Origin of the sequence: Rhodococcus sp. MALMAid1271 (genome assembly GCF_049195265.1) — a bacterium.
Classification (GTDB): domain Bacteria; phylum Actinomycetota; class Actinomycetes; order Mycobacteriales; family Mycobacteriaceae; genus Rhodococcoides.
The window spans coordinates 155,729-172,943 of the sequence record NZ_JBMIRQ010000097.1 but is presented as its reverse complement, the minus strand read 5'-3'; the positions used below and the strand labels follow the sequence as shown (position 1 = coordinate 172,943).

General features: G+C 64.7%; 18 protein-coding genes. 14 read left to right on the top strand and 4 right to left on the bottom strand.

Going from position 1 to position 17,215, the window contains the following annotated elements; translation table 11 throughout:
* Positions 1–37 precede the first annotated feature (37 nt).
* The 3 genes from ACOQFP_RS15410 (at position 38) to ACOQFP_RS15400 (ending at position 3,200) form a co-directional block, all read left to right on the top strand.
* Positions 38–820: a siderophore-interacting protein gene (locus ACOQFP_RS15410; RefSeq protein WP_421584807.1), complete on the top strand. Its 783-nt coding sequence runs from the start codon at positions 38–40 to the stop codon at positions 818–820.
* 69 nt (positions 821–889) lie between these two features.
* Positions 890–1,816 carry a tyrosine recombinase XerC gene (locus tag ACOQFP_RS15405; protein ID WP_206490408.1) on the top strand — a complete coding sequence of 309 codons (927 nt, stop codon included), beginning with the start codon at positions 890–892 and terminating at the stop codon, positions 1,814–1,816.
* A 109-nt stretch (positions 1,817–1,925) separates the two neighbouring features.
* Complete coding sequence (locus ACOQFP_RS15400) at positions 1,926–3,200, top strand: MinD/ParA family ATP-binding protein (protein ID WP_421584806.1); 1,275 nt, start codon at positions 1,926–1,928, stop codon at positions 3,198–3,200.
* 20 nt (positions 3,201–3,220) lie between these two features.
* Here the strand turns inward: ACOQFP_RS15400 and ACOQFP_RS15395 are convergent, their stop codons facing one another.
* Complete coding sequence (locus ACOQFP_RS15395) at positions 3,221–3,757, bottom strand: M23 family metallopeptidase (RefSeq protein ID WP_374222390.1); 537 nt, start codon at positions 3,755–3,757, stop codon at positions 3,221–3,223.
* A gap of 347 nt (positions 3,758–4,104) precedes the next feature.
* Here ACOQFP_RS15395 and rpsB point away from each other — a divergent pair, with 347 nt between their 5' ends.
* The 6 genes from rpsB to ACOQFP_RS15365 all read left to right on the top strand — a co-directional run bounded on the left by rpsB (position 4,105) and on the right by ACOQFP_RS15365 (position 9,160).
* On the top strand, positions 4,105–4,974 hold the full coding sequence (gene rpsB / locus ACOQFP_RS15390; protein WP_206490410.1) for a 30S ribosomal protein S2: 870 nt from the start codon (positions 4,105–4,107) through the stop codon (positions 4,972–4,974).
* A 156-nt stretch (positions 4,975–5,130) separates the two neighbouring features.
* Entirely contained in the window at positions 5,131–5,955 is an 825-nt protein-coding gene (gene tsf / locus ACOQFP_RS15385; RefSeq protein ID WP_206490412.1) for a translation elongation factor Ts, read from the top strand.
* A 177-nt stretch (positions 5,956–6,132) separates the two neighbouring features.
* Complete coding sequence (gene pyrH / locus ACOQFP_RS15380; RefSeq protein ID WP_421584805.1) at positions 6,133–6,861, top strand: UMP kinase; 729 nt, start codon at positions 6,133–6,135, stop codon at positions 6,859–6,861.
* A gap of 55 nt (positions 6,862–6,916) precedes the next feature.
* Positions 6,917–7,474, top strand: a complete 558-nt coding sequence (gene frr, locus ACOQFP_RS15375) for a ribosome recycling factor (protein WP_206490416.1) — start codon at positions 6,917–6,919, stop codon at positions 7,472–7,474.
* Positions 7,475–7,510: 36 nt separating this feature from the next.
* The gene (locus ACOQFP_RS15370) at positions 7,511–8,425 is read left to right on the top strand and encodes a phosphatidate cytidylyltransferase (RefSeq protein ID WP_206490417.1); all 915 of its coding nucleotides are present in this window, start codon (positions 7,511–7,513) and stop codon (positions 8,423–8,425) included.
* A 15-nt stretch (positions 8,426–8,440) separates the two neighbouring features.
* Positions 8,441–9,160, top strand: a complete 720-nt coding sequence (locus ACOQFP_RS15365) for a class I SAM-dependent methyltransferase (RefSeq protein WP_421584804.1) — start codon at positions 8,441–8,443, stop codon at positions 9,158–9,160.
* A gap of 55 nt (positions 9,161–9,215) precedes the next feature.
* Here ACOQFP_RS15365 and ACOQFP_RS15360 read toward each other — a convergent pair whose 3' ends face one another.
* Positions 9,216–10,058, bottom strand: a complete 843-nt coding sequence (locus ACOQFP_RS15360) for an HpcH/HpaI aldolase/citrate lyase family protein (protein ID WP_421584865.1) — start codon at positions 10,056–10,058, stop codon at positions 9,216–9,218.
* 372 nt (positions 10,059–10,430) lie between these two features.
* Here ACOQFP_RS15360 and rlmN point away from each other — a divergent pair, with 372 nt between their 5' ends.
* A complete protein-coding gene (gene rlmN, locus ACOQFP_RS15355) occupies positions 10,431–11,582 on the top strand; it encodes a 23S rRNA (adenine(2503)-C(2))-methyltransferase RlmN (protein WP_421584803.1) in 1,152 nt (383 codons plus the stop codon).
* Between the two features lie 7 nt (positions 11,583–11,589).
* Here rlmN and ACOQFP_RS15350 read toward each other — a convergent pair whose 3' ends face one another.
* Positions 11,590–11,859 carry a DUF2631 domain-containing protein gene (locus ACOQFP_RS15350; protein ID WP_206490423.1) on the bottom strand — a complete coding sequence of 90 codons (270 nt, stop codon included), beginning with the start codon at positions 11,857–11,859 and terminating at the stop codon, positions 11,590–11,592.
* A gap of 215 nt (positions 11,860–12,074) precedes the next feature.
* Here ACOQFP_RS15350 and puuE point away from each other — a divergent pair, with 215 nt between their 5' ends.
* Positions 12,075–12,974: an allantoinase PuuE gene (gene puuE, locus ACOQFP_RS15345; protein ID WP_421584864.1), complete on the top strand. Its 900-nt coding sequence runs from the start codon at positions 12,075–12,077 to the stop codon at positions 12,972–12,974.
* 1 nt (position 12,975) lies between these two features.
* Here the strand turns inward: puuE and ACOQFP_RS15340 are convergent, their stop codons facing one another.
* On the bottom strand, positions 12,976–13,497 hold the full coding sequence (locus tag ACOQFP_RS15340; RefSeq protein ID WP_421584802.1) for a DUF1990 family protein: 522 nt from the start codon (positions 13,495–13,497) through the stop codon (positions 12,976–12,978).
* A gap of 69 nt (positions 13,498–13,566) precedes the next feature.
* On the opposite strand from ACOQFP_RS15340, the gene dxr reads away from it, so the two are divergent.
* The 3 genes from dxr to ispG are packed head-to-tail and all read left to right on the top strand — an operon-like array spanning position 13,567 to position 17,186.
* The gene (dxr, locus tag ACOQFP_RS15335; protein WP_421584801.1) at positions 13,567–14,760 is read left to right on the top strand and encodes a 1-deoxy-D-xylulose-5-phosphate reductoisomerase; all 1,194 of its coding nucleotides are present in this window, start codon (positions 13,567–13,569) and stop codon (positions 14,758–14,760) included.
* 5 nt (positions 14,761–14,765) lie between these two features.
* Entirely contained in the window at positions 14,766–15,989 is a 1,224-nt protein-coding gene (locus ACOQFP_RS15330; RefSeq protein ID WP_206490427.1) for a M50 family metallopeptidase, read from the top strand.
* Between the two features lie 33 nt (positions 15,990–16,022).
* Positions 16,023–17,186: a flavodoxin-dependent (E)-4-hydroxy-3-methylbut-2-enyl-diphosphate synthase gene (gene ispG / locus ACOQFP_RS15325; RefSeq protein ID WP_206490429.1), complete on the top strand. Its 1,164-nt coding sequence runs from the start codon at positions 16,023–16,025 to the stop codon at positions 17,184–17,186.
* The last annotated feature ends 29 nt before the right edge of the window (positions 17,187–17,215 follow it).

Below are 17,215 nucleotides of genomic sequence, written 5' to 3'. Positions count from 1 at the left end.
CGAGCATCGGCGTCATGTGCTCGAAGAAGGGTCAGAAGTGCCACGCAAGAAAACCACCCTGTCCGTCCTGCGGACCGAAGCGCTCACTCCGCACATGCACCGGGTGTATCTCGGCGGTGCGAATTTCGACAATTTCGACGCGATCGATCAGACCGACGCCTACGTCAAACTCTTCCTCGGTACCGAGGAAGAACCGATCATGCGGACGTACACGGTTCGCTCGGTCGACACCGTCGCGCGTGAGATTGCCATCGACTTCGTGGTGCACGGCGACGAGGGTGTCGCCGGGCCGTGGGCAACCCAGGCGAAACCCGGCGACGAGATGTCGTTCTTCGGGCCCTCCGGTGGGTACGCCCCGCGCGCCGACGCAGACTGGCATCTGTTCGCAGGCGACGAGTCGGCGATTCCGGCGATCTCGGCCGCCGTCGAGGCGCTACCGGAAGACGCCATCGCCAAGGTCTTCATCGAAGTTGCCGACCGCCACGACGAGATCTACATGGAGACACTCGCAGTCGTGGACGTCACCTGGATTCACCGGGGCGCAGCCTCGAACGAGATCGACGACGATCACGCGGGAGACAACGCACCCCTGATCGCCGCCGTGAAGAACACCGAATGGTTGCCGGGGCAGGCCCAGGTCTTCGTCCACGGTGAAGCTCAGGCGGTCATGCACAACATCCGGCCGTACATCCGCAAAGAGCGCGGGGTCGCCGCCGAGTGGGCGTCGATCTCCGGCTACTGGCGGAGAGGCCGAACCGAGGAAACGTTCCGGGTATGGAAGCGCGAACTCGCGCAGGCGGAAAGCGGAGTCGACGCCTGAACCGGCGCCGCGCCGTCGCGGTCGGCGTGTCCGGTTGTGGTGCCGCGCACGAGCCCGCAAGCTGAGCCGATGACCGATTCGCTGCCGCCGCACCTCGGCATCCACGTCGAAGAGTTCGCCGAACATCTTCGTCTCGGTCGGGAGCGTTCGGAGCACACGATTCGCGCCTACGTGAGCGATGTTCGATCCCTGCTCGCACACCTGGCGGCCTCGTCACCGGAGGCGACGATCGGCGATCTCGACCTCCGCACGGTGCGCTCCTGGTTGGCGGGGTACTCGGCAGCGGGTTCGGCCCGGACATCCATGGCCAGGAGAACCTCCTCGGCGCGCACCTTCGGCAAGTGGCTCGAGCGGGTCGGAGCGGTGGAGATCGGGCCCACGGAACGCCTGGCGGCACCCTCCAGCCACCGCACGCTGCCCGGTGTTCTTCGCCACAATCAGGCGGCTCAGGCGTTGGCCGCGGCCGAGTCGGGAGCGGCCGAGCTCGATCCCATCGCCCTGCGCGACCGACTGATCGTCGAGCTTCTGTACGCGACCGGAGTGCGCGTCGGAGAACTGTGCGGCCTGGACATCGACGACGTGGACACCGACCGCCGCCTGGTTCGAGTGGTGGGCAAAGGCAACAAGGAACGATCAGCGCCGTTCGGTGCCCCTGCGCTGCAGGCGCTCGAGAAGTGGCTGGCCAGCGGAAGGCCTGCCTTGGCGAGTGATCGCTCCGGCCCTGCACTGTTGCTGGGTCGTCGAGGTGGCCGACTCGACCAGCGGCAGGCCAGGTCCGCTGTGCACGCGGTGCTCGACACCGTCCCAGGAGCGCCCAGCCTCGGTCCACACGGCCTACGGCACACGGCGGCAACCCACCTGCTCGAGGGCGGTGCCGATCTGCGGGTGGTGCAGGAGTTGCTCGGCCACGCCTCTCTGGCGACCACCCAGATCTACACACACGTGTCGGTGGAACGGTTGCGCGCGGTCCACGATCAGGCTCATCCTCGGGCGTGAGCCGAGCGTCGGCGGCGCTAGGTTTGGTAGCGTCGTTTCAGACGCACTACATCGAAAACGGGGGACCGTGGACCGCGACCGACCACAAGGCACTTCGGAGCCGTGGTCGATGCATGTCGGTCGAGGCTTTGCCGCCGAGCGCCAGGATTCGGCCGATCGGACCGACCGGACTCGTGACAACGACGGTGGGCCCACATCCTCGGAACCGACTCCGCCACCCCGGTCGGTACCCCGGCAGCCTCCGCCCTGGCAGACGCCGGATTCCCTCGACCGGCGAATCCCTCCGCCCCGATACAACCCACCGGTACCGGTTCAGCCGGTACCGCCACCCGCGCAGTCCGATCGCTACCAGCCCGATCCGAACGCCCAGGAGTTTCCGGCAGCATCGGGTCCCTGGTCGCAGCAGCCGTGGGCAGGTGCACCCAACGCGTATCGACCGAACAGCCAGGACCTGGGCGCGGACTCGCTCCTCAAACGTCCCAAGCGTGCATCGAGCTCCGGCTGGCGACGCGGTGTGCACCGTCTCACCGGCGGCGTCATCAATCCAGGTGAGTCGACTGCCGAGGAGCGGTACCGAAATCAGGTGGAACGCATCCGTCAGCCTGTGCTGGGCGACTACCGGATCGCGTTTCTCTCACTCAAAGGTGGTGTGGGCAAGACGACCACCACCCTCGGCCTCGGCTCGACGTTCGCGTCGCTGCGGGGCGATTGCGTGATCGCCGTGGACGCAAACCCCGATTTCGGCACGCTGGGAGAGCGAGTTCCGCGGCAGACGTCCTCCACCGTGCGCGATCTGCTGGCCGCGGCGCCGAACATTCGTCGGTACTCCGACATCCGCGAACACACCTCGCAGGCACCGAGCCGTCTCGAAGTGTTGGCCGGAGAGCGTGATCCCGCGGCATCGGAGATGTTCGGTGAAGAAGATTATCGAGCCGTCATCGAGATGCTGCAGGTGTACTACAACCTCATCTTGACCGATTGCGGCACCGGCATCATGCACTCGGCGATGAACGGGGTGCTGCAACTGGCCAATGCGCTCGTACTGGTCAGCTCTCCGGCGGTCGACGGCGCTCGCAGTGCAGCGGCGACGCTGGACTGGCTCGAGCTGCACGGCTACGGCCACCTGGTCGAGCGAACAGTGGTCGTCATCAGCTCGGTTCGCCCCGGCTCGTCCGCGGTGGACATGAATTTGCTCCAGCAGCACTTCCTCGAGCGCTGCCGCGCAGTGCACGTCATACCGTTCGACGAGCATCTGGCCGAGGGAGCCGTCGTGGATCTCGATCTCCTGCGCCCCCAGACGCGTAATGCATTCGTCGAGCTCGCCGCCATGGTGGCCGACGACTTTCCCGCAGCGGCGGGCAGGCACTCGGGGGCGCGCCGCTGACGATCCTCGGCGCTCGAATCTCAGCCGTGGGGTGTGTCGAGGGGCTTCAACCTGATGGGATGCCCGCGTATGAGCGCCGTCGGATCGAGGTAGTCGCGACCGCGTCTGATGCCCCAGTGCACGCAGGTCGACGTGCAACTTCCGTGGCCTGACTGCACGAAGCCCACGACCGTCCCTCGCCGAACCCGTGTCCCGGCGGTGACCGAGGCCGACACGGGTTCGTAGGTCGAACGCAGTCCACCCGGATGATCCACCGATACGACGGGCTTGCCCGCCACCGAACCGGCGAAGACCACCGTGCCGTCGGCGACGGCCAGTACCGGTTCACCCTCACCTGCGGCGAGGTCGACACCGCGGTGGCCGGGTAGCCAATCGTGCTCCGGACGATCGAACGGGGTGAGGACCTGCGGCTTCGGCCGAAGTGGCCAGTCGAATGCGCCGGGTGCCGCCGACGCGACCGGCGTCGAGAGCGCGATGGCGGCCACCACACACACCGTCAGTGTCCGAACTGTCAGCGTGCGAACTGTCAGTGTCCGAATTATCGTGGGGATCGTCACCCGAGAACCATCTCTCGAATCCGGGTGCGGAAACGAACATGCAGTCCGAGTGTGGACGAGAAAATTCTTCGTCCACAGGCATCGGAATCTCTTGACAGTCGGGCCTGGTTATGACGGGGGCCGCGGCAGGTCTACACTCGTCCATGCGACCTGTGCACGCACGGGTCGACTTCGCGCGTCCGCGTCATCGTATCGACTGCTTCGGCAGAACACCGACACGAGAACCGGTTGCCGGCGGTCCTTTGGAATCTTCGTGATTCGAATGGTCCGGCAACTACAGCGGGCGCCAGGGCAGAGGTCACCGACACTCTGCGTCAACCGCACCATCGAAAGAGAGTTCTTCAGCCATGGCTGTAGTAACAATGAAGCAGCTGCTCGACAGCGGCACACACTTCGGACACCAGACCCGTCGCTGGAACCCGAAGATGAAGCGATTCATCTTCACCGACCGCAACGGCATCTACATCATCGACTTGCAGCAGACTCTGACCTTCATCGACAAGGCCTACGAGTTCGTCAAGGAAACTGTCGCCCACGGTGGCACGGTTCTGTTCGTCGGCACCAAGAAGCAGGCCCAGGAGTCCATCGCCGCTGAGGCGACTCGCGTGGGTATGCCCTACGTGAACCAGCGCTGGCTCGGTGGCATGCTCACCAACTTCCAGACGGTCCACAAGCGTCTGCTTCGCCTCAAGGAGCTCGAGGCAATGGAGCAGACCGGTGGCTTCGAGGGACGCACCAAGAAGGAAATCCTCATGCTCACGCGTGAGATGACCAAGCTGGACCGCACCCTCGGTGGTATCCGGGACATGGCCAAGGTTCCGTCGGCCATCTGGATCGTCGACACCAACAAAGAGCACATCGCCGTCGGCGAGGCACGCAAGCTGAAGATCCCGGTGATCGCGATCCTCGACACCAACTGCGATCCCGACGTGGTCGACTACCCGATCCCGGGCAACGACGATGCGATCCGTTCCGCAGCGCTGCTGACCAAGGTCGTCGCATCCGCAGTGGCCGAGGGCGTGCAGGCGCGTGCAGGCCAGAACACCGCATCCGACGCCAAGCCCGAGGTCGGCGCAGGCGAGCCCCTCGCCGAGTGGGAGCTCGAGCAGCTCGCGCAGGCATCGCCTGCAGCAGAGGCTCCCGCCGAGGCTCCGGCAGCAGAGGCTCCCGCAGCCGACGCACCGGCAGCAGAGGAAGCACCGGCCGCTCAGTCTTGATCGAATTCGGTCCCGGTTCACCCTCAGGGGTGGGCCGGGGCCGCTTCGGTCTGTCAGGGTTGTCGTCGGTTCGGCTCCGCAAGAGCCAGTCGACCGCCCCCTGAGAACAGCATTTCGTCAACGTCCGTACCCAGCATTTGAGGAGGCTCGCCCAAGATGGCGAACTACACTGCCGCCGACGTCAAGCGGCTCCGCGAGCTCACCGGCTCCGGAATGATGGACTGCAAGAACGCGCTCGCCGAGAACGACGGCGACTTCGACAAGGCCGTCGAGTACCTGCGCATCAAGGGTGCCAAGGACGTCGGCAAGCGCGCAGAGCGCAGCACCGCCGAGGGCCTCGTCGTCGCCGAGGGTGGAGTGCTCGTCGAGATCAACTCCGAGACCGACTTCGTGGCCAAGAACGACGAGTTCCAGACGTTCGCGGCCGCAGTGGTGGCGACGGCTGCAGCAGGCAAGCCTGCCGATGTCGATGCGCTGAAGGCACTCGATATGAACGGCACGACTGTCGACACGGCTCTCAACGAGTTGTCGGCGAAGATCGGTGAGAAGCTCGAAATTCGCCGCGTCGCGTCCTACGACGGCAACACGGCAACGTACCTGCACAAGCGCAGCGCGGATCTGCCGCCTGCCGTCGGTGTTCTGGTCGAGTACACCGGTGACGGCGAGGCCGCCGGCGACGCTGCGCGCGGTGCCGCGATGCAGATCGCAGCACTCAAGGCCAAGTACGTCACGCGTGAGGAGGTCCCCGAGGATCTCGTCGCTGCCGAGCGTCGCATTGCCGAAGAGACTGCTCGTGAAGAGGGCAAGCCGGAGCAGGCACTGCCGAAGATCGTCGAAGGACGCGTCAACGGATTCTTCAAGGATGTCGTTCTCACCGAGCAGAAGTCGGTGCAGGACGGAAACAAGACCGTCAAGGCCATCCTGGACGAGGCAGGCGTGACGATCACGCGCTTCTCTCGTTTCGAGGTCGGCGCAAGCTAGTCTGCGCACCAGTCGGTCGAGGCGATGCCGTTCATTCGATTCCATCGAGTGGGCGGCATCACTCGTGTGTGGGCGACGTTCGGTTGGACGTCGGAGCCCTGTCCACTACTCCGACCTCGATAGGGCAGGATGATCGTTGAAGTTAGCCGTAGTGTTCGACGAGTACCGAGGAGAGCTATGACCGATCCGGCCCCTGACCGTCCCGGGTTCCGACGCGTGATGCTCAAACTGGGTGGGGAGATGTTCGGAGGCGGCCAGGTCGGCCTCGATCCGGATGTCGTGAACAACGTGGCAGAACAGATCGCCGAGGTCGTGGCCACCGGAGCGCAGGTCGCCGTGGTGATCGGTGGCGGCAACTTCTTCCGGGGTGCCGAACTGCAGCAGCGCGGAATGGACAGGTCGCGTTCGGACTACATGGGCATGCTCGGCACCGTCATGAATTGCCTTGCCTTGCAAGACTTCCTGGAGAAGCAGGGTGTTGCCACCAGGGTTCAGACCGCGATAACCATGGGGCAGGTCGCAGAGCCGTACCTCCCGCTTCGGGCACGGCGACACCTGGAGAAGGGTCGCGTGGTGATCTTCGGAGCCGGGATGGGTATGCCGTACTTCTCCACCGACACCACCGCTGCGCAGCGCGCGCTCGAAATCGGTGCCGAGGTGTTGCTGATGGCCAAAGCCGTCGACGGCGTCTACTCGGCCGATCCTCGGGAGGACCCCGACGCGACGATGTACGACACCATCACCCATCGCGAGGCCATCGAGCAGGGACTGAAAGTGGCCGACGCGACCGCCTTCAGCCTGTGCATGGACAACGAGATGCCGATGCTGGTGTTCAATTTGCTGATCCAGGGAAATATCGCCCGCGCAGTGGCCGGCGAGAAGATCGGAACGCTGGTCACATCGTGACTGTCACCGACAGTGGCGCGGACGAATCGAAGACGAAGACGATGGAGGACAGACCGTGATTGACGAAGCTCTCTTCGATGCCGAAGAGAAGATGGAAAAAGCCGTATCGGTTGCTCGCGACGATCTGTCCTCGATTCGCACCGGACGTGCCAACCCCGGAATGTTCTCGCGCATCGTGATCGAGTACTACGGAGCGCCGACGCCGATCACGCAGCTGGCCAGCATCAGCGTCCCCGAAGCTCGGATGGTCGTCATCAAGCCCTACGAGTCCAATCAGCTCGGACCGATCGAAACCGCCATTCGCAACTCCGATCTCGGGGTCAATCCCACCAACGACGGAAACCTGATTCGCGTCGGCGTGCCGCAGCTGACCGAGGAGCGTCGCCGCGAGTTCGTCAAGCAGGCCAAAGGCAAGGGCGAGGATGCCAAGGTGTCCATTCGCAACGTCCGCCGCAAGACGATGGAAGAGCTCAAGCGGATTCAGAAGGACGGGGAAGCCGGCGAGGACGAAGTCGTCCGCGCCGAGAACGAGCTCGACAAGACGACCGCCAAGTACACCGCGTCCGTGGACGAACTCGTCAAGCGCAAAGAGGGCGAGCTGATGGAGGTCTGACCTTCCGGAAGCTGACTGCTTTCACGACAGAAGACGATGAATTCCGAGGAGTTGACGACAGTGGTGGGTCCGGATCGGCAGGAGGGCAGCGGTACTCCCGCTGCTCCATCCGGGGTCGCTGCCGCGAAGTCCGCAGGCAAAGCAGGCCGCAATCTGCCCGCCGCGATCGGTGTCGGCGGGAGTCTGGGAATCGGCCTGATCCTGGTCCTCGTGTTCGTTCCGCTGGTCTGGATCGGTGTGGTGGCCGTGGCGTTGGCCGTCGCCACCTACGAGGTGTCCAAGCGACTACGCGAAGGCGGCGTGCTCGTACCCCGCATCCCACTGATCCTCGGTGGGCAGGCGATGATCTGGCTCGGCTGGCCGTTCGGTGCCGTCGGTGTGCTCAGCGCTGCCGTGGGCACCGTCTTGGTCTGTATGGTGTGGCTCCTGCTGAGGCAGGGTTTCGGTGCGGCTCCGAAAAATTACCTCGAGGAACTGTCGGTCACCGTCCTCGTGGCGTGCTGGCTGCCACTGCTGGCCTCCTTCGCGGTGCTGATGGTGCTCCAGGACAACGGAGCCGGCCGCATCCTGGTGTTCGTCATCGGCGTGGTGTGCTCCGACGTCGGCGGATACATCGCAGGCGTGCTGTTCGGAAAGCACCCGATGGCACCGGCGATCAGCCCGAAGAAGTCTTGGGAGGGTCTGGTCGGTTCGTTGATCTTCTGCGTCATCGGATGCCTGCTGACGGTGACGCTCATTCTCGAGGCCAACTCGATGATCGGCGTTCTGCTCGGGGTGGTACTGGTGGTGACCGGCACACTGGGTGACCTGATCGAGTCGCAGGTCAAAAGGGATCTTCGGATCAAGGACATGGGCACTTTGCTACCCGGGCACGGCGGCATCATGGACCGACTGGACTCGCTGTTGCCCTCGGCGTTCGTCGCCTGGCTCGTCTTCACCGTACTGCTCTGAGCCGAGTACGACGCCATGCACCGTGCTCGTAGCGGGGTGATTCCCAGTCCGAACATCTGGCACTGGCCGCACGTGTACGAGGCGGAGAATCGCGCTCAGGACGTGGACGGCGCACTGTTCGAGGCGATCCGCTCGGTTGCCGACTGGACTTCGAAGACGGTCGTCGACATCGGCTGCGGAAGTGGATTTCATCTCCCGATCTTCGCTGCTGCGGCCGAGCGGGTAATCGGTATCGAGCCGCACGAGCCGCTGGCCGCCGCGGCGCGGACGCGGGTGGCCGGTTTGTCGAACGTCGATGTGAGGGCCGCGCAGGCCGACTCACTCCCGATGGGAGACGGAACGGTCGATCTCGTTCATGCCCGCACCGCGTATTTCTTCGGGCCCGGTTGCGGCCCGGGAATCACCGAGGCCATGCGAGTTCTCGTGCCCGGTGGTGCGTTGGTAGTGATAGATCTCGATGCGACGGCTTCGCCGTACGGCGATTGGATGCGCGCCGATCTACCGCGCTACGACCCGGCGGCTGTCGAGGCATTTTTCTCGGTGCAAGGATTCGACATCACCCGGGTGGACACGAGGTGGTCGTTTCCGAATCGAGCCGTCCTCCGCGAGGTGCTGGCAATCGAGTTCGGGCCCCGGGTTGCCAGGGATGCGATCAGGGCGGTAGAGGGCGTCTCGTTCGACGTTCGGTACCGAGTGCACGTGCGCCGTAAACCGACTGGAATCGAGTTGCGTTGAGCCCGAGAGCAAGCAGGCCGACACGCAGTGGAATGCGGGTCGGCCTGGTGGACGGTCAGGATGCGGGAGAAATCCCGAACACCTCGGCCGAGTCGTTGATCCCGAGTGCCTTGGCCAGCCGCGGCAGATCACTGCCGTCCTTGACGTGGGCACCGTCGGCACCGAGAGCCTCGATCACCTCGTGCGCCCAGGACACGTCGCTGGGGGACGGGGCGAGCTCACGATTGACGATGGCGGCCTGATGGGTATGCATGCACAGCTTGCCCGTCATGCCCATCGACACCGTCAGTGCTGCATCTCGACCGAGGACGCTCTCGTTGGAGTTCAGCGTCGGTCCGTCGATCGGACCGGGCAGACGCCCTGCCCGCGAGGAGACGACCAGGCGCGAACGTGGGTATGCCATAGCCAGTGGTTCGTCGCTCATGCCGGTGTCGCGGCGGAAATCGCCGCTGCCGAAGGCGAGTCGGAAGGTCGACTCCACGCGGGCGATCTCGGTTGCCGCTTCCAGCCCCATCGCCGATTCCACCAGGGCAAGGATCGGAGTGCCGGGTGCGAGGCGGGCAGCTGTGGCCTCGACCTGGCCGCCGCTTTCGGTCTTGGCGAGCATGACGCCCACGAGTCCTGGCATTCCTGACAGGGCCGCGAGGTCGTCCGCCCAGTACGGGGTCGTCGCATCGTTGATGCGGACCCACGCGGAGTTGCCCTCGCCGAGCCACTGCAGGACGGCCTCACGTGCTGCGGGCTTCTTGGCCGGGGCGACGGCGTCTTCGATGTCGAGAATGACTGCATCGACTCCGGACGTCGCGGCGTCGCTGAATGTCTCGGGCTTGGTTCCGGGGACCAGTAGCCACGACCGCGCGCGGTCTGGGGCGATGCCGGATGCCACTGGTGTCTCCATGAAAGTTGTCACGTCGTGCTCCTCGGGTGAAGTGGGGGCAACACCAGCCTGATCGATTCAGTGACGAGACGCCAGATTCCGTACATAGTGTTCACAAATCGTGAGGATATTTCTTGTTCGCTGCCCGAACCGGCACCGAAGAGTCCAAGCCTGTCAGACCGACGACATCACCAGCGCCCATGATCGCGGCCGGCAGCGTCGGTGGCCGAATCCTCGGTTCGTGCGCATGTCGGTGCGGGATTGCGCGCGCATACGAACTCGTGGCGACTGCCCACCGGCCGCACATCCGACAACCGCGAATAGGACTGCGAGGCGAACGGGTGGACAATGGCGGAATGATGTTCGACAGGCAGGAAGGACTTTGGGTGACGTATGAGTGAAGCGGTCGACGCAACGGACGCTTCGGCGGAGCAGAAGAGGCCGAATCTTCCCTTGGTCTTCACCGCGCCGCGTCGCGGCATGCCCTCGCGCCACCTTGCCGACCTCGACAGGGAAGGTCTGCGGGAGGCAGTGAAAGTACTCGGCCTGCCGGCGTTCCGCGCCGATCAGCTGGCCCGGCACTACTATGCGCGCCTCGAAGCCGACACCACGAAGATGACCGATCTGCCGGCCGACGTGCGCGAGAAGGTGGGGGCCGATCTCTTCCCCACGCTGCTCACGGCCATCAACCATCTGGCGTGTGACGACGGTGACACCCGCAAGACGCTGTGGAAGGCGAACGACGGGACGTTGCTCGAGAGTGTCCTGATGCGATACCCGGGCAGAGCAACGCTGTGCATCTCGAGCCAGGCCGGCTGCGGAATGGCCTGCCCGTTCTGCGCGACCGGTCAGGCTGGCCTGCAGCGAAACCTCTCGACGGCCGAGATCGTGGATCAAGTCCGGTCCGCGGCAGCGGATTTGCGCGACGGAGCGGTACCGGGCGGTGAGGGCCGGCTCTCGAACGTGGTGTTCATGGGTATGGGCGAGCCGCTCGCCAACTACAAACGCGTCGTCTCGGCGGTCCGGAAGATCGTCTCGCCCGCACCCGACGGGCTCGGTCTGTCCCAGCGATCGGTGACGGTGTCGACGGTCGGTTTGGCTCCGGCCATACGCAAGTTGGCCGACGAGGGACTGTCGGTGACGCTGGCGGTGTCGTTGCACACGCCCGACGACGACCTGCGCGATACGTTGGTTCCGGTGAACAACCGGTGGTCGGTGGCGGAGGTGCTGTCGGCTGCTCGGTACTACGCCGATCAGACAGGTCGACGCGTGTCGATCGAGTACGCGATGATCCGCGATGTGAACGATCAGCCGTGGCGAGCGGACATGCTGGGCAAGAAGTTGCACAAGGCACTCGGGTCACGGGTTCATGTGAACCTCATCCCGCTCAATCCGACTCCGGGCAGCGAATGGGATGCCAGCCCGAAGCCGGTGGAGCGAGAATTCGTGCGACGGGTGATCGCGCAGGGTGTGTCCTGCACCGTCCGGGATACTCGTGGCCAGGAGATAGCGGCGGCCTGCGGCCAGCTGGCCGCCGAGAACTGATCGGTTGTCAGCGAGGCTTGCGTCGGACGATCACGTCGCGAACGACCAGGCCGACCAGGGCTGCGGCGAATCCGACCAGCCACAGATCTTCGACCCTGCCCTCGTGGTTTCCGATGGTCAGCAACAGCAGAAATACCGCGACGACGACGGCGGCGATGCGCATGGCCTTGTTCGATTCGCCGCTCCAGCCCCACTCGGCGGACGGTACCTCGGGCACCTCGTGACGCGTATCGACGACCGGGTCGTACGAAGCGGATTCCAGTTCGGTATTTGCCACCGGTCGGTCCTCTCGGGTGATGAATTCTCGAAATCGTCCTGCACGAGGCGTCGAGGCTGCCGCGTTCGGTCAATATTGGCATACGACCGCCCGTCGTAGCCATCAGGGCTGCGCTCAGCGGGCGCGGGTGTCGACTTCGGTGAGAGACTGCCTCGGTGACGTCCGAACGCCTTCCGCACCCGCTGACCCGGTTTCCGCTGAGCTACCCCCGTGACATGGTCGGCTACGGGCGGACTCCGCCGGACGCGCAGTGGCCCGGTGGGGCGAACATCGCCGTGCAGTTCGTCCTCAACTACGAGGAGGGCGCGGAGAACAACGTGCTCGACGGCGACACCAAATCCGAGACGTTCCTGTCGGAAATGATCGGGGCGCAAGCGTTTCCGAACCGACACATGAGCATGGAATCGCTGTACGAGTACGGTTCACGCGCCGGCGTGTGGCGGGTACTGCGGGCCTTCGAGAAGCGGGATCTACCCCTGACGGTCTTCGCCGTGGCCAGGGCCATGGAACGAAACCCGGAAGTAGTTGCCGCTCTGCTGGAGCTGGACCACGAGATCGCGTGTCACGGACTGCGGTGGCTGTCCTATCAGCAGATCGACGAGAACGTCGAGCGCGAACACATGGCCGAGGCCGTGGCCATTCTGCGGGATCTCACCGGTTCGGCACCGCGGGGTTGGTACACCGGCCGCGACTCACCCAATACTCGGTCACTCGTCGTCGAGCACGGCGGATTCGTCTACGACTCCGATTCCTACGCCGACGATCTGCCCTACTGGACGAACGTGTCCACAGGAAGTGAGACGAGGGATCACCTGGTGGTGCCGTACACCCTCGACACCAACGACATGCGTTTCGCTTCGCCGGGCGGATTCTCCACCGGCGACGAGTTCTATGCGCATCTGCGCGACGCATTCGACGTGCTCTACGCCGAGGGCGCGAACGGCAGTCCCAAGATGCTCTCGGTCGGCCTGCACTGCAGGCTGGTCGGCAGGCCGGCTCGGGTGGCAGCCCTCGAGCGCTTTCTCGATCACGTGCAATCGCACGAGAAGGTCTGGGTCGCCAAGCGCATCGACATCGCCGAGCACTGGCGCGCGGTACATCCCCCCGGCTCCTGACTCAACGAGCAGAACGGCACGCCGATTCCAACGCGGCGAAGTACCTGTCGGTGATCAGCGCCTGTACCCGCCTGCCCACGGGACCGCCCAGTGTGGTGAACCAGCGTCCCGGACGCGAGAACGCAGAGATGTGCGCGGTGACGACGCCGTCGGCAGGGGAGTAGTCGATGTGGAAGAGCTCCTCGCCCGCCTCGGGATGGCCGTCGAGCGTGCCGTAGGCGAAGCCCTGACGGTTGGCCTCGTCGATGACGTACACCACGCGGCACGGGCTCCGGATCGGGCCGAGGGTGAGTACGACCACTGCGTCGGGGATCGCGGTGTCGGCACTGGGATGAACCCTCAGCCCGGCCCCACGATGCATGTCCCACTGCATCAGCGCATCGGCTGCCGCCCCGTATTCGTCGAGCCCGGCCCCGATCACCTGCGATCTGGTGAGGTGGTGGTAGTCGGCTGGAAAGGTCCCTTCGCTCGCTCCCACATCGGCGTAGTTGAACGAGGTCGTGCGGTACTTCGAGACGTCCATGCCCCCCAGCGTGCCAGTACCGGTGAAGCGCATAGGGGTTTCTCAGACTCGGTAGGCAACAATGGACCCGTGCCAGACCATCGTGAGCGAACGACCACCGCGGACCGTCCCGACCCGATTCGCGTGCTGCTGTTGGGGAGCACCGGTTCGATCGGAACCCAAGCACTCGACGTCATCGCAGCCAACCCCGACCGATTCGTCGTGGTCGGTCTCGCCGCAGGCGGACGCAACATCGATCTGCTCCGGCGTCAGATCGCCGAGACCGGAGTCGAGCGGGTTGCCGTGGCCGACTCCGACGCCGCGGCCGAGCTCGACCTGCCCGGGGTGCTCAGTGGTCCGCGTGCGGTGACCGAGCTCGTCGAATCGACGCCTGCCGACGTCGTGCTCAACGCACTGGTGGGCTCGCTCGGCCTGGAGCCGACTCTGGCCGCCCTGCAGACCGGCGCTCGGCTGGCGCTGGCCAACAAGGAGTCGCTGGTGGCAGGCGGCGATCTCGTTCTCGCTGCGGCCGCTCCCGGGCAGATCGTGCCGGTCGACTCCGAACACTCGGCATTGGCGCAGTGCCTGCGTGGTGGACACCGTAGCGAGGTGGATCGACTGATCCTGACCGCCTCGGGAGGACCGTTTCGCGGGTGGAGCGAGGAAGAACTGACATCGGTCACCCCGGAGCAGGCGGCCGTGCATCCCACTTGGTCGATGGGTCAGATGAACACGCTGAACTCGGCGACACTGGTCAACAAGGGCCTCGAATTGATCGAAGCGCACCTGCTTTTCGGGGTGCCGTACGAGAAGATCGACGTCACCGTCCACCGGCAGTCCATCGTCCACTCGATGGTCACGTTCGTCGACGGCTCGACGATCGCTCAGGCCAGCCCGCCGGATATGAAGTTGCCGATCGGGCTCGCACTCGGGTGGCCCGATCGAGTCCCGAACGTGGCACGCGCACTCGACTTCACCATGGCATTCTCCTGGGATTTCGGGCCGCTGGACGATCGAGTGTTTCCCGCGGTGCAATTGGCCCGCGAGGCAGGAATCCTGGGCGGTTGCATGACAGCTGTGTACAACGCGTCCAACGAAATCGCGGCCGAGGCCTTTCTGGCCGGGCACATCGAATTCCCCCAGATCGTGCAGACGGTGCGCGCGGTGGTAGACGACGGTAGCGGGGACTGGTCGGCGGCCCCGACTACCGTGGACGACGTTCTGGCTGCGGATTCCTGGGCTCGCGCACGTGCGCGTGAGCTCCTGAAGAAGAAGGGTCTCTGACTCACATGGCGTTCGCAATAGGTGTCGTGCTGTTCGCCGTCGGTATCGGCGTGTCGATCGCGCTGCACGAGGCGGGACACATGTGGACCGCGAAAGCGCTCGGTATGAAGGTCCGGCGCTACTACATCGGTTTCGGCCCCAAGATCTTCTCCTTCCGGCGAGGGGAGACCGAATACGGCCTCAAAGCCATTCCGGCAGGCGGTTTCTGCGATATCGCAGGCATGACGGCGATCGACGAGCTGGCTCCCGACGAGGTCGAGCGGGCGATGTACCGCCAGAAGACGTGGAAGCGCATCGTCGTCATGGTCGGCGGAATCGCCATGAACTTCGTACTCGGCATCGTGCTGGTCTACACGCTGGTCTTGGGCTGGGGAACGCCGGATCGGGTGACGCCTCCCACCGTTCAAGTGAGCAATGTCGTCTGCATCGCACCCTCGCAGAGCGAGGACGGAACATTCGCGCCCTGCTCGGGAACCAGTCCCGCCGCCGAGGCCGGGCTCCGCAAAGACGATGTCATCACCGCAGTGAACGGCCAGCCCACGCAGTACTGGGGCGATGTGGTCGACGCGGTGCGAAACTCGTCCGGCTCGGTCGACTTGACGGTCGAGCGGGACGGAGCATCGATCGATCTGACCATTCCGATCACCGAGGTGCAGCGCTACGTCACCGACCCGGATACCGGAGCCGTGCAATCGATGACAGTCGGTGCCGTGGGTGTGAAGGGTTCGACGATCATGCCCCCGCGTATCCAATACAACCCGATCGAGGCCGTGCCCGAGACGTTCGTCTTCACCGGCGACATCTTCGTGCAGACCGGAAAAGCCCTCGTCCAGTTGCCGACGAAGGTGCAGGCGCTGTGGGAGTCGATCTTCGGCGGACAGCGCGGACTCGACACACCCATGAGCGTGGTCGGTGCCAGTGTCATCGGCGGCCAAGCGGTCGAGCGTGACGACGCGATCACTTTCCTGGGGCTGTTGGCGTCGCTGAACTTCTTCCTCGGTGCGTTCAACATCGTGCCGCTGCTGCCGCTCGACGGCGGCCACATCGCCGTGACCATCTACGAGCGCATCCGCAACATCTTCCGTAACCGGCGCGGCCTGCCCGACGGGGCACCGGTGAACTACATGAAGCTGATGCCGGTCACCTACGTGGTCATCATCGTTTTCATCGGGTTCTCCTTGCTGACGCTCACGGCGGACATCGTCAACCCGATTCAGATCTATCAGTAAACTCGACAGTCGTAGCGACGAAAGAAGGCCACTGTGACCGTGTCAGTCGGATTGGGAATGCCGGCACCGCCGGTGCCCGTACTCGCGCCACGTCGAAAGACCAGGCAGCTCCAGGTCGGATCGGTGGGAGTAGGTAGCGACAGTCCTATCTCGGTGCAATCGATGTGCACCACCAAAACTCATGACATCAACGCCACGTTGCAGCAGATCGCCGAGCTGACGGCATCGGGTTGCGACATCGTGCGTGTGGCATGCCCCACACAGGACGATGCGGACGCGTTGTCGATCATCGCCAAGAAGAGTCAGATCCCGGTGATCGCCGACATCCACTTCCAGCCCAAGTACATCTTCGCCGCAATCGATGCAGGCTGCGCCGCGGTGCGCGTCAACCCCGGCAACATCAAGGAGTTCGACGGCCGCGTCAAGGAGGTCGCCAAGGCTGCCGGCGACGCCAACATCCCGATCCGTATCGGCGTGAATGCGGGCTCGCTCGATCCCAGGCTGATGAAGAAGTACGGCAAGGCCACCCCCGAGGCTCTCGTCGAATCGGCGCTGTGGGAGGCCGGGCTGTTCGAGGAACACGGGTTCGGCGACATCAAGATCTCCGTCAAACACAACGACCCGGTGGTCATGGTCGCCGCCTACGAGCAGCTCGCTGCGCAGTGTGACTACCCGCTGCACCTCGGTGTCACCGAGGCAGGGCCGGCCTTCCAGGGCACCATCAAATCCTCGGTGGCGTTCGGGGCGTTGCTCTCTCGCGGGATCGGCGACACGATTCGGGTGTCGTTGTCGGCCCCGCCTGCCGAGGAGATCAAGGTCGGCAACCAGATTCTGCAGTCGCTCAATCTGCGTCCGCGCAAGCTCGAGATCGTGTCCTGCCCGTCCTGCGGTCGGGCACAGGTCGACGTGTACACCCTTGCCGACGAGGTCACTGCAGGCCTGGAGGGCATGGAGATCCCGCTGCGCGTCGCCGTCATGGGATGCGTCGTCAACGGGCCGGGAGAAGCGCGTGACGCAGACCTCGGGGTGGCCTCGGGTAACGGTAAGGGCCAGATCTTCGTCAAGGGCAAGGTCATCAAGACGGTGCCCGAGGCGCAGATCGTGGAAACCCTGATCGAGGAGGCCATGCGCATTGCCGAGGAATTCGACAAGGACGAGACCACAGACGGTGGCGCTCCCGTGGTGACGGTCAGCTGAGTGGAGTCGATCTGATCGGTGTCCGGTTT

What these genes read in the sequence shown, in the direction of transcription:
- ACOQFP_RS15405 (WP_206490408.1), top strand. Translation starts at nt 890, where the DNA reads ATGACCGATTCGCTGCCGCCGCACCTCGGCATCCACGTCGAAGAGTTC.
- ACOQFP_RS15400 (WP_421584806.1), top strand. Translation starts at nt 1,926, where the DNA reads ATGCATGTCGGTCGAGGCTTTGCCGCCGAGCGCCAGGATTCGGCCGAT.
- rpsB (WP_206490410.1), top strand. Translation starts at nt 4,105, where the DNA reads ATGGCTGTAGTAACAATGAAGCAGCTGCTCGACAGCGGCACACACTTC.
- tsf (WP_206490412.1), top strand. Translation starts at nt 5,131, where the DNA reads ATGGCGAACTACACTGCCGCCGACGTCAAGCGGCTCCGCGAGCTCACC.
- pyrH (WP_421584805.1), top strand. Translation starts at nt 6,133, where the DNA reads ATGACCGATCCGGCCCCTGACCGTCCCGGGTTCCGACGCGTGATGCTC.
- ACOQFP_RS15370 (WP_206490417.1), top strand. Translation starts at nt 7,511, where the DNA reads ATGAATTCCGAGGAGTTGACGACAGTGGTGGGTCCGGATCGGCAGGAG.
- ACOQFP_RS15365 (WP_421584804.1), top strand. Translation starts at nt 8,441, where the DNA reads ATGCACCGTGCTCGTAGCGGGGTGATTCCCAGTCCGAACATCTGGCAC.
- ACOQFP_RS15360 (WP_421584865.1), bottom strand. Translation starts at nt 10,058, where the DNA reads ATGGAGACACCAGTGGCATCCGGCATCGCCCCAGACCGCGCGCGGTCG.
- rlmN (WP_421584803.1), top strand. Translation starts at nt 10,431, where the DNA reads ATGAGTGAAGCGGTCGACGCAACGGACGCTTCGGCGGAGCAGAAGAGG.
- puuE (WP_421584864.1), top strand. Translation starts at nt 12,075, where the DNA reads ATGGTCGGCTACGGGCGGACTCCGCCGGACGCGCAGTGGCCCGGTGGG.
- ACOQFP_RS15340 (WP_421584802.1), bottom strand. Translation starts at nt 13,497, where the DNA reads ATGGACGTCTCGAAGTACCGCACGACCTCGTTCAACTACGCCGATGTG.
- ACOQFP_RS15330 (WP_206490427.1), top strand. Translation starts at nt 14,766, where the DNA reads ATGGCGTTCGCAATAGGTGTCGTGCTGTTCGCCGTCGGTATCGGCGTG.